Genomic DNA, 10303 nt, shown 5'->3' on the forward strand with positions numbered 1-10303 from the left:
GCGCCATGGCCGGCGGACTCGTGCGCTCGCCGAATCCGTCGCCGGAGCGGGTGTTCGGGCGGATCCACCCCGGCCGTCATCGGCACTCATCTGTGAGGCCTCGGCAGCACAGGTGAGGGCAGGCATAGCCACACAGGTGGTTCCCGCCGCAGTCCGGCGTGATGTCATCGCGGTCGCAACGGCTGCGCTCGCAGTACTGCCTGAGACGTTCGACCGACCAATGGCCGTCCCCGGGGGCATCGCGCTCATCGGCCTTGGCATCTCCCTGTGGCGCACCCAGACCCGCAGCGAGGCCGACACTATTGCGCCCCTCGCTGAGTCAAACCCAGCCCGATGATCACCTAGCCCGCCGCCGCCACGCCGCGGGCACAAGCGCGAGGGGCGGACCTTCTCCGGGTGTGGCCGGTCCCAGCCACGCTGACGGTCTTCGTCGCTGTCCCGCTCCCTAGGGCACCCTGCGGCAGGTCGAGCTCGCCAGCGGACCGGCAGTGAGGGCGACCGACGGACGGCGTCCCGAACTTCTGACTGCACTCGTCGTCCACAGCATCATTGCCGCCGTGTTCGCGCTCACCGAGGCCCTGAGCGCCGGGGCCGGACCATCTCCTGGATTGGCCGGCGCCGGCCACGCTGAGGGTCTGCCTGCAGCCTGCGGTCGACGGCGCAGCGGCCAGAGGACGGCGGCGATCACGATCGCGACGTTGGCCCCGAAAACGTTCGCTATCAAGGTGCGACTTATCGCGTCGGGCGCTGAGTCACTCGGGGTCGCAGGCCCTTCCCGGCGTGTCCGCCAGGACACGCCGGGGAAGGCCAAGCGGTCAAGCGCAAGGCCCAGAAATCTGGAACCTAGCCGCGGTGATGCCCGTTGAGGGTTTCGCGGTGGCCCTGCTAGGGCTCCCACAGCGTCTCCGGCGTCTACAGGAAGGAGTTCCTTCGGCTGCCATTGCTCTCCATGCGCCCTCCGGCCAGCTGGACGGAGGGACGGAGGCAACATGGCGAACCATCACCATCGCCGTAAGCGAGTGCAATCCCGCACCCGTAGACACCCCCACCCGCAGCGTAAGTGCCGGAAAGAACGGAAAGGAACTCCAGCGTTACCGGCACCTCAGCCCAGCACTACTCCCCGAGCAACTACAGGGCGAAAGCGGTTCAAGAGGACTAAGCGCATAATCGGCTCTATCGCTCCGATCATGTCGATCACCTTTTGGACATATAAATGGATGCAACTTTATAACAGTGTTGGCTGGTCCGGCATTATCGACACTGGGCAGCAGTTCTTTACAAGCATCCACTGGCCGCTCTGAATCGTTCGACCACGGCATGCTCGATCCGAAACTTGCAACACCCGACCGACCGCACGACCACTGGTAAGACTGCCTCAATAGGGAACGACGGAAATCCGATCCCTGAACCGGGCGCCCGGTTCACATCGGTCAGCCCCGCTGGGCGCGCGCGCACCCAGCGGGGCTGCTTCATGTCGGTGCCCGGTCGCTCCTAGCGGCACTGCACTCGATGTCCACAGCATCTTCGCCACCGCGTTCGCGCTCACCGAGGCGTGACGCGGCTCGTGGACTGGCCGGTCGCCGTGAATAACACGTTTTGGGAGACGGTGAAGGACAGGCTTCCGAGGAGCACCTCGCCGATCATCCTGATGGTCGGCGCCATCAACCTCATCAAACCAGTCAACGCGACCATCCCTGGGCCCCGCCGACACGCACGGGGATGAAGGCCGACCCTCAGCCTCGAGCGCGTAGGACGCCGGCTCAGCTTCCAGAGTCACATCGCTGTCGAGAGGTCAGCGTCCGGTTGCCCGTTGGCCGCGGAGCGTCATGACGGTGCTGGTCGCCGTGGCGACGGACTTGCCGTCGCTGCTGCGGACGATCTCGCAGTGGTAGTGCGTGATCGTGTTCCCCGAGAAGGTCGGTGTGGCGTGCGCGCGCAAGGTGTCGCGCCAGACTGGGCGCAGGAAGACGGCATGCAAGTCGATGCTCGTGAACGACTCGCCCTGCTCCATGAGCGTGGAGTGGGCGGTACCGATAGCTGCGTCGGCCAGCTCGACGAGAAACCCTCCATGCACCGTCCCCTGCTGGTTGCCGTGGCGGACGGAATCGACGTCGACGACCACGGTGGCCGTCCCTTTCCCGATCGCTGCGATCTCGAAGTCGAGCAACTGCGATATCGCGGTCGGGTATGTCAGGTGGGTTCGATCCTCGGGTTGCAAGGTTCCTTTCAGACGCCGCTCCAGAAACTCGAGGACTGGCAGCTGGTTGAGGACGGTCTCGGCCATGCGGCTCTCCTATGCGCCGACGAACAGCGCTTGATGTCGAGGTCGTGTTGCTTTGGGCGCGGCGGCGATTGGCGTAGGCCCGGGTGCGTTCGCCTCGCGGGCTGCCCGCCCCCTGGTGCGGGAACGGGCAGCCGCATGCTGGTGACGACTTCGGTGACTCAGTAGCCGGCGCGGCTGGCCCGTGCTCGGGCGGCGGCCACCCCCTCGGAGGGGATGACCAAGGTGGGCCGGCGGGTTTGGTGCAGCACGTTTGTCGAGGTGCTGCCCAGCAGAGTGGCGCGCAGCCCGCGCCGCCCACGGGACCCGAGGATGATGAGTCCGGCGTCGAACTCCTCGGCCGCCTCGACGATGGCCTCGCTGGCGGTGGCCATGGTGGAGGAGACCCGCGGCACGGCCTCGAGCCCGAGTCCGCGGGCGAGCTCGACGCCGTCGGCGGCGATCCGTTCCGAAGCGTCGAGCGTTGCCTTGTCCAGCACCTGGACGTCCTCCAGGGCGGGGTGGCCTTCCAGGTGTGCCGCGACGCTCTCCAGAGGCTGGCGCGCGTAGAGCACCACCGCGCGGGAACCGGGGAACAGGGCGGCGGCAGTTTCGATCGCCGAGCGGGCGTCGGGGGAGCCGTCGTAGGCGATCAGGAGGGGCCTGCGGTTGGTCATCTCTACTCCTAGCGTGTTTGTCGATGGGTGGTGGAGGGGCGGCGCGGTTCAGCGGCAGGCCCCGGGCGGCGCCTGCTCCTTGCCGGGGAGGCGGGGGAGCAGCGCGACCAGCGCGCAGCCGAGCAGACATCGGGCGGCGCGGCGCAGGGCTGGAGACTGGACGGAGATGGCGGTTCCTGGGATCAGGGCTGTCATGGGCATCGATCTCCTAGGTGCGGGAGGGTCGGGGCGGCGCCGGGGTGTGCCCGGCCGACGCCGCCCCGACGTCGAGGTCAGCGGCCTCCGGCGGCCTGGGCGTCGCCTGACCGGTCGCTGTGCATCGCCTCGGGTTCCGGTCGCGCGCTCTTCAGCGTGATCCCGGCCAGGATGGCGCCGAGCAGAGCGATCAGGCCGGCGCCGATGAAGGCGGCGGAGAATCCGTCGGTGAGCGCGGTGTTGTCGCCCAGCTGGTTGGCTCCGTAGCTCGCGGCGACCGCGGTCATCGCTGCCAGGCCGAGCGCCGAGCCGACCTGGTAGCTGGTGTTGACGATGCCCGAAGCGAGTCCGCCCTCCTGGGGGGGTGCTGCGGAGATGGCGGTGCCCAGAGAGGGGATGAACGCCAGAGACATGCCCAGGGCTGCCACGAGGGAGGCGGGCAGCACGTCGACGAGGAAGTTGCCGCCAGGCCGGATCAGCGACAGCCACCCCATCCCTGCCGCGAGCAGGAGCAGCCCGCTGACGATCATCGTCTTGGGCCCGAAGCGGTTGATCGCCCGTGGAGCGAGCACGATCATCCCGATCATGATCAGAATGGTCATGGGTAGCAGTGCGGCGCCCGAGGGGAAGGCGGTGTATCCGAGCACCTGCTGCAGGTAGAGGTTCAGGAAGAACCACATCGGGATCCAGGCCGCCCCCAGCATCAGCTGGGCGAGGTTGGCCGCCCCCAAGTTGGGGATCCGGAAGATCGACAGCCGCATGAGCGGCTCGCGGCGCGAGGCCTGGATTACGAGGAAGACGCCGAGCAGGACGACCGCGGCGATCAGCATGGCCCAGGTCTCCATCGACCCCCAGCCCACCTCGGGTGCCCGCACGATCGCATAGACCGCCGCGCCCAGCCCGAGGGTGACGGTGATGGCGCCGAAGACGTCGATGGAGCCGCGGGCACCGGCGCCGCCGGCCGGCATCAGAGCAGGTGTGGCGATCAGCGCGATCACAGCGATCGGGATGTTGATGTAGAACACCCAGGGCCAGGAGACGTACTCGGTGATGACCCCGCCGAGGAACACCCCAGCAGTGCCGCCGGCCGGTGCAGCCGCGCCATAGAGGGCCAGGGCCCGGGTCAGCTCCCGCGGCTCGTGACCGAACAGCATCATGAGCAGGGTCAGGGCAGAGGGCGCGATCAGAGCCGCACCGACGCCCTGTACCGCGCGGCCGGTCAGTTCAACGCCGACGTTGCCGGCGGCGCCGGCGATGATGGAGCCGACGAGCAGGATCAACCAGCCGGTGCTGAACATTCGGCGGGCGCCGAACAGGTCCGACAGTCGGCCGCCGAGCAGCAGCAGACCGCCGAAGGCGACGACGTAGGCGTTGAACACCCAGGACAGGCTCTCCTGGGTGAAGCCGAGGTCCTCCTGCATGCGAGGGAGGGCCACGCCGATGATCGAGGTGTCCATGATGACCATGAACTGGGCGGCGGCGATCAACGCCAGTGCCGCCCCGCGACGGGTAGAGGGTGGAGCAGACATGGTGCGCATCCTTAGTGAGTGCCCTACGGGGGCAGGGTATTGAAAGGAACAGCAGGTGCCGTCTGGGATGGCTGATTCGCCGACAGCGAGGCCAGCCGGAGGCTCAGTCGGCGTTCGGCGGGATGGAGGCGTAGGCCTCGGGGTCGCGCTTGAAAGCGCGGCGACAACCGGGCGCGCAGAAGTAGTAGGCACTCCCGCTGTGCGTCGCAGTCGGGGTGGTCGCCGTTCGACGGACGGCCATGCCGCAGACCGGGTCGGTCACCGTGCCGTCGCCGCGCTGCGTCGCCGTCGTGTCAGTGCAACAGGAGCAGCCGCCGGCCTCCGCCAGAACGATTGGGGCCGGGGCGCTGTTGATGGGGCTCATTACGTCTCCTATGAGGGGAACCCCTGGGGGGTAGGGCTATGAGGCGCCAACACCATAACCCCCGGGGGGTACAAGTCAACAGTGGGGTTCCGCGAACTTGCGTGCAGGTCAGGAATTCCCGCCGATCTGCCGAACCGCGTCCGCGGACCCGCGAGTGGCTGCGTCGGCGTCACTGACGGCGCGGCCGGCGTCGGCGAAGCCGATGTGCGAGTGCGTGCCGTCACGGAAGGGTTTGCTGGCGGACCCGCCACATCGGCAGAGGAGGACGGTCTCGCGTCCGCCGGTGTTGTATGTCTTGCCGTCGTGGTCGATGAGCTCGACGGCACCTCTGACCTGCAACGGCCCGTTCCGCACGACCCTGACGCGCACTGCCGATGAGGCGCGGGCGCCTGGGGTGGGGTCGCTGACGGGGGTGACCTGGGGGCCAATGGAATTGGGATGGGCGGGCGCGAGCATCTCCTTGGAGTGCGTCCGTCAGGTTGTGAAGCGAGCGGCCGGAACGGCGGTGGCCGATGCGGTCGGCGGCCAGGGGCCGCGGGCGGCGATCTGCCGGCGGTAGGCGGCGAGTCGCCGGGCATGGCCAACCGCCACCGCGCCGACCAGCCGGCCTCGGCGGCCGTAGCCGACGAGGAACCGCCCGTCGGTCGGGTCACCCTCGAGCAGCCTGGATTCCGTGCCCAATGCGGGCAGACCGACCGAAAGGATCTTGGTGTCGTACTGGTCGGACCAAAACGATGGGACGCCGATGTAGGGCGCCGGCTCCCCGGTCGCCCCGGTCAGGTGGTGGAGCATGGTCCGGGCGGCGGTGCCCGCCTGATCGACGGCGTTAGTCCAGTGCTCCACTCGCAGCGGTTCGTCGTCGAAGAGGGTGTGGGGCGTCCGGGCGACGTCGCCGGCGGCCACGATCCCGGGCACGGGCTTTGCGCCCTTGTCGAGCACGCGTAGCGCGGCGTCGGTGCGGACCCCGCCGTCCAGAAGCAGGCCGCTGCCTCGCAGCCACGCGTTGTTGGGCACCGTCCCCAGGCCGACGACGGCGAGATCGGCGGTCAGCCGCGTGCCGTCGGCGAGTTCCACGGCGGACAGCTGGCCCGTGTCGGCCTGTAGTCCAGTGACCCCGATTCCAAGGCGCAGGTCAACACCGTGCCGACGGTGCTGACGGGCGAAGAAGGCGGCCACCCGGTTCCCGACCGCGGCCAGCATCGGTAGCGGGGCGCCGTCGACCAGGGTCACGGCCAGCCCCAGTTGACGGGCGGTTGCCGCGACCTCCAAGCCGATGAACCCCCCACCCACCACCGTGACGCGGGTGGGTCGTTCGAGCAGTGCTGTGCGCAGTCGGCGGGCGTCGTCCAGTGTCCGTAGAACGTGCACCCCGTCGATCTGCTCCGCGGCGAGCCGCCGGGGGCGGGCGCCGGTGGCGATAAGCAACGCGTCGAACGACAGTCGGGTGCCGTCGTGCAGCAGTAGCCGGCGAGCGCTGATGTCCAGTTTGACCGCCGTGGCACCGAGGTGCCAAGAAGCGTCCACGGCCGCCATCGGCGGCAGTCGCAGCTCCTCGAGCGTTTTGGCGCCGGCGAGGAGGGCCTTGGATAGCGGCGGCCTGGCGTAGGGCTCGTGCACCTCGTCGCCGACGACGTGCAAAGAGCCGTCGAAGCCACCCGCGCGCAGCGCCTCGGCCGCCCGCAGACCGGCCAGCGATGCACCCACGATCACAACCCGCTGCGCGGGCGACCGCTCGAGGGCCCACCGAGCGGTCATTTACGGCTCACCAGCGGCCACCGGGGGGCCTGCACCGGGACGCCGCTGCCGGCTCGGCCGGAGCCGGGCGTTGGCCTGGCGTCCAGAGTGATTGCGGCCACCGGGCAAGTCACCACGGCGTCCTGCACCGCGGCGCGCAACTCCTCCGGCGGCGCGGGGTCGTAGTCCAGCAGGCCCTCGTCATCGAGGTCGAACGCTTCCGGCGCGGCGAGCACGCACATGCCGTGGCCCTCACACCGATCGAGGTCGACGGACACCCTCACGCGCTCCTCCTCCAAGGTCTGCAGCAGCCAGTTGGCGGCACTTGCCGCAGCGGCCGGAACCTACACTAGGGGGGTATGGTGTTGCGAAATGGGAAGTTGTCGTACCGACCCGGGGTAACGTGTTCACCGTGCAGGGAGCATCCACAAGAGGGGACGACATGGAGAGCGCTGACCAGGGCAGCGAGCACGGCTACATCCACCGCAAGGACGACTACCTCAAGCGGCTGCGCCGCATTGAGGGACAGTCTCGAGGGTTGCAGCGGATGGTCGAGGACGAGAAGTACTGCATCGACATCCTCACCCAGATCTCGGCGATGACCCGGGCGCTGCAGTCGGTGGCCCTCGGTCTCATGGATGAGCACCTCAGCCACTGTGTCGTCCAGGCCGCACAGGCCGGGGGTCAGGAAGCCGACGACAAGCTCCGCGAGGCCTCCGAGGCCATCTCACGGCTGGTGCGCTCCTGACCTCCGGTTGGCTGGCATCGGGCGCCCGCCGTCCGGCGGTACACACGGGTGACCGCCCCGGTCCGGGCGGCGCCGAAGCTCGACGCCCCAATCACCCACTCAACGATCGAAAGGTTCCACCCCGATGAATACGTCCACCTACACCGTCGTCGGCATGACCTGCGGGCACTGCGTCAACTCCGTGACCGAGGAGGTCACGCAGGTGCCCGGCATCTCTGACGTCGACGTGGATTTGGCCACCGGCGGGCTGACCGTCAGCAGCGACGCCGAGATCGACGACGCCGCGATTCGGGCCGCCGTCGAGGAGGCCGGCTACTCCGTAGCCAGCCGGTAACAGTCGTACCGTGGGACGCCTAACACCCTCGGGGCTGACTCGCGCAGCTATGGAGGTCGCTGGGGCAAAGCAGCGGCTCAGTCCCGGGCGGGACGGGCGCACCCACCCGGCCCTTGGATTCCGACGGTCCGCTGCGCGTAGTCAGGCTGCCGCCGCATTGCGACGGCAGCCGTCGGCGGCCTGCACGGACACGCCAGGCCGCGGCGCCAGCGCTAGTACGACCGTTGCGTGACGTACTCCAGGCAACGCTGGCAGCTCGGGCTGGCAGGTTTCGGCCGATTCATGGCGGCCAGCGCCCTCGTGCTTGCGCAGCCGGCCAGAAATCCTCAACAGCATGACGTTGATCCACTCCGTGCTGGGCTTCGTCGCGCGGTCCACGGTCGCTCTCGAAGCCCAGCAGACAAGGGTCGGGCTGCTCGTCGGTGCAGCAGCTGACGACGGCCGCTGGCATGCAGTCCTCCAGCCCGAGGACCGGCGGCGGCTCGTTCACCTCGGCCACTTCACTGAGTACGCCATCGAACTCGACTGGACCGTGGGTGACGTTGCCGGGCACGTCCGCGACAGCGCGCAGATCTTCACCGACCGGTTGACGCGTATGTGCCGAGAGCGCCAACCACAATTGGCCGACTTCGTAACCGACGCCCCAGAGCGGCTGGCCGACTACCGATCCAGGCCGCCAACGCAGCTCCTCCAGGAGCTTCGCAGGGCACAGAACACACTGCTGCTGACCGTGGCCGGCATACGCGCCACGGAGCTCTCCCGAACCGGTCACCACCCCCTTATCGGACCGGTCAGCGTCGCTGACGTGCTCAACTTTCTCCCAGGGCACCAGCTGGACCACGCACAGCAGCTGGCTGCCCAACTCCGGTGACCGCTCCTGTCGGCCCGGACACGACCGCCCGGCATTCGCACCGAAGGGCCACGGACGGCGGGGAGAATCCCCGGTCACGGCGCAGCTGACGCGACGCAGGGCGTCCGCCGTCGTGACCGACCCAGCTCCCGCCCGCACCAGCCCGCAGCCCTTGGATCCCTAGCGGCGCGGTCGTCCTCCGCTGAGAGCAACCCTCAGGGTTCAGAGTGCACGAGCTTCGAACCGCCGACGGTGGCGCCCGGGGCGTGCGCGACTTCCGCGGTGGTCTGCGCCCGAAGATCCTTCGCCGGGCTGGAGTCGGATAAGGACCAGCCCCTCGTCTTTCGCGTGCAACGACTCACCGACCGTTCGCCGCTCGCCGAGCGGCGGGCCGCGCCTAATCCCCGACCACCGCTTGTAGGCCGGCGCCCGCCCGCTCGGAGGCGACGACCAAGCGCCCCAGCCCCGGTCCGGCCTTTACCCTCACGAACGCGGGCCAGCACTATTGCCTACCCGGGTATGGTACGCAAGGCTGGCAGCCGGGCGCCGAACCGTAGGGGGGAAGTCATGCCGTATGTCGTTCGTCAGCCAGGAGTGCTGGCCGGGGCGCGAATTGCGGTCCTCGCCCTGGTGCACGCGGTCAACGACGTGCTCAGTGCCATCCTCGGCGCGCTGCTGCCGACCCCGCAAGCCCGGTTGGCGACCGGCACCACCACCTTGGCCGTCCTGGCCGCCGCCTTCGATATCAGCTCCTCGGTCATTCAGCCCAGCCGGGGTGCGCTGGCTGACCGAGTCGGACTGCGCCAGGTTGCCGGAGCACGGGTGGCGCTGACGGCGGTGTCGCCGAGCCCGGCCGCTTTCATCGCCCTGCGCGCGTTGCGGAGCGCCCGGTGACCGGTGTCCTGGCACTTCTCGCGCTGACTTGCGCGTTGGTCGGCACCCTGTACGCGGTTTCGTTCGTGCTTAGCCCCGCACGACAGGCCCAGGTGCTGCCCTTCGAGTCGGGCATGCTCCCCACTCAGCACGCCGTGTCCCGCTACCACGCCCGCTGGTACGCGGTCACGATCCTGTTCCTGGCCTTCGACATGGAGATGATCTTCATGTACCCGTGGGCGGTCGTCGTCGCCGACATGGGCGCCGGCGCGGTCATCGAGATGTTCGGCTTCCTCACCGTCCTCCTCGTTGGCGTGACATATGTGTGGCGGGAAGGCGCCCTGCGATGGACCTAATCCGGGGCCTTCGCCGCTGGGCGCTGGCCCGACCTCATGTGCTGATCGTGGATGCACCCGGCGCAAGGGACCTGCGCTGGGTCGCCGAGGCCGAGTTCGACCGCCGAGGCTGGCCGCTGGCTGCCTCGCCCGCCGACGCCGACCTGCTCCTGGTCCTCGGCGAGCCCGGGCCGGAGCTGTCTGCTGCGGTCGCCGTGCTCTGGCAGCAGATTCCTCAGCCCCGGCTGGCTCTCCATCTCCTGGACGTGGCACGACTCGGCCCCGAGTTCGACACCGCTGCCGAGCTGCTCGTCCAGGCCGCTCAGGATCCCGAGCCGCCGGTTGCACAGGGCATGGCCGGGACCGACGACGCCGGCATGGACCACGGGGGTGGTCACGAGGGC

The 10303-nt window shown here is 69.0% G+C and carries 14 protein-coding genes; 6 read left to right on the plus strand and 8 right to left on the minus strand.

Annotation, left to right across the window (positions count from 1 at the left end; translation table 11 throughout):
- Window positions 1-1792 precede the first annotated feature (1792 nt).
- The 8 genes from BLS70_RS18995 to BLS70_RS19025 all read right to left on the minus strand — a co-directional run bounded on the left by BLS70_RS18995 (window position 1793) and on the right by BLS70_RS19025 (window position 7043).
- Window positions 1793-2284, minus strand: a complete 492-nt coding sequence (locus tag BLS70_RS18995) for a PaaI family thioesterase (RefSeq protein WP_091771126.1) — start codon at window positions 2282-2284, stop codon at window positions 1793-1795.
- A 158-nt stretch (window positions 2285-2442) separates the two neighbouring features.
- On the minus strand, window positions 2443-2937 hold the full coding sequence (locus tag BLS70_RS19000) for a universal stress protein (RefSeq protein ID WP_091771128.1): 495 nt from the start codon (window positions 2935-2937) through the stop codon (window positions 2443-2445).
- 48 nt (window positions 2938-2985) lie between these two features.
- Window positions 2986-3132: a hypothetical protein gene (locus tag BLS70_RS20930; RefSeq protein WP_176946494.1), complete on the minus strand. Its 147-nt coding sequence runs from the start codon at window positions 3130-3132 to the stop codon at window positions 2986-2988.
- A gap of 77 nt (window positions 3133-3209) precedes the next feature.
- Window positions 3210-4661, minus strand: a complete 1452-nt coding sequence (locus BLS70_RS19005) for an MFS transporter (protein WP_255362583.1) — start codon at window positions 4659-4661, stop codon at window positions 3210-3212.
- Window positions 4662-4764: 103 nt separating this feature from the next.
- On the minus strand, window positions 4765-5025 hold the full coding sequence (locus BLS70_RS19010) for a YHS domain-containing protein (RefSeq protein ID WP_091771132.1): 261 nt from the start codon (window positions 5023-5025) through the stop codon (window positions 4765-4767).
- A 108-nt stretch (window positions 5026-5133) separates the two neighbouring features.
- Window positions 5134-5481 carry a CDGSH iron-sulfur domain-containing protein gene (locus BLS70_RS21680; protein WP_091771133.1) on the minus strand — a complete coding sequence of 116 codons (348 nt, stop codon included), beginning with the start codon at window positions 5479-5481 and terminating at the stop codon, window positions 5134-5136.
- Between the two features lie 18 nt (window positions 5482-5499).
- Complete coding sequence (locus tag BLS70_RS19020) at window positions 5500-6729, minus strand: NAD(P)/FAD-dependent oxidoreductase (protein ID WP_218122506.1); 1230 nt, start codon at window positions 6727-6729, stop codon at window positions 5500-5502.
- Window positions 6730-6776: 47 nt separating this feature from the next.
- On the minus strand, window positions 6777-7043 hold the full coding sequence (locus tag BLS70_RS19025) for a ferredoxin (protein WP_091771138.1): 267 nt from the start codon (window positions 7041-7043) through the stop codon (window positions 6777-6779).
- Window positions 7044-7201: 158 nt separating this feature from the next.
- Between BLS70_RS19025 and BLS70_RS19030 the strand changes: the two genes are divergently transcribed.
- The 6 genes from BLS70_RS19030 to BLS70_RS19055 all read left to right on the plus strand — a co-directional run.
- Window positions 7202-7507: a metal-sensitive transcriptional regulator gene (locus tag BLS70_RS19030; protein ID WP_091771140.1), complete on the plus strand. Its 306-nt coding sequence runs from the start codon at window positions 7202-7204 to the stop codon at window positions 7505-7507.
- 124 nt (window positions 7508-7631) lie between these two features.
- Window positions 7632-7841: a heavy-metal-associated domain-containing protein gene (locus BLS70_RS19035; protein ID WP_091771142.1), complete on the plus strand. Its 210-nt coding sequence runs from the start codon at window positions 7632-7634 to the stop codon at window positions 7839-7841.
- A gap of 334 nt (window positions 7842-8175) precedes the next feature.
- Window positions 8176-8712 carry a DinB family protein gene (locus tag BLS70_RS19040; RefSeq protein ID WP_091771144.1) on the plus strand — a complete coding sequence of 179 codons (537 nt, stop codon included), beginning with the start codon at window positions 8176-8178 and terminating at the stop codon, window positions 8710-8712.
- Between the two features lie 546 nt (window positions 8713-9258).
- Window positions 9259-9585 carry an MFS transporter gene (locus BLS70_RS19045; RefSeq protein ID WP_143030461.1) on the plus strand — a complete coding sequence of 109 codons (327 nt, stop codon included), beginning with the start codon at window positions 9259-9261 and terminating at the stop codon, window positions 9583-9585.
- Between the two features lie 65 nt (window positions 9586-9650).
- Window positions 9651-9920: an NADH-quinone oxidoreductase subunit A gene (locus tag BLS70_RS19050; protein ID WP_255362584.1), complete on the plus strand. Its 270-nt coding sequence runs from the start codon at window positions 9651-9653 to the stop codon at window positions 9918-9920.
- On the plus strand, window positions 9911-10303 hold a 393-nt coding region (locus BLS70_RS19055), incomplete at its 3' end, for a hypothetical protein (RefSeq protein ID WP_218122507.1). The genes BLS70_RS19050 and BLS70_RS19055, both read left to right, overlap by 10 nt.

Origin of the sequence: Blastococcus aurantiacus, assembly GCF_900102425.1 — a bacterium.
Taxonomy (GTDB): Bacteria; Actinomycetota; Actinomycetes; order Mycobacteriales; family Geodermatophilaceae; genus Blastococcus; species Blastococcus aurantiacus.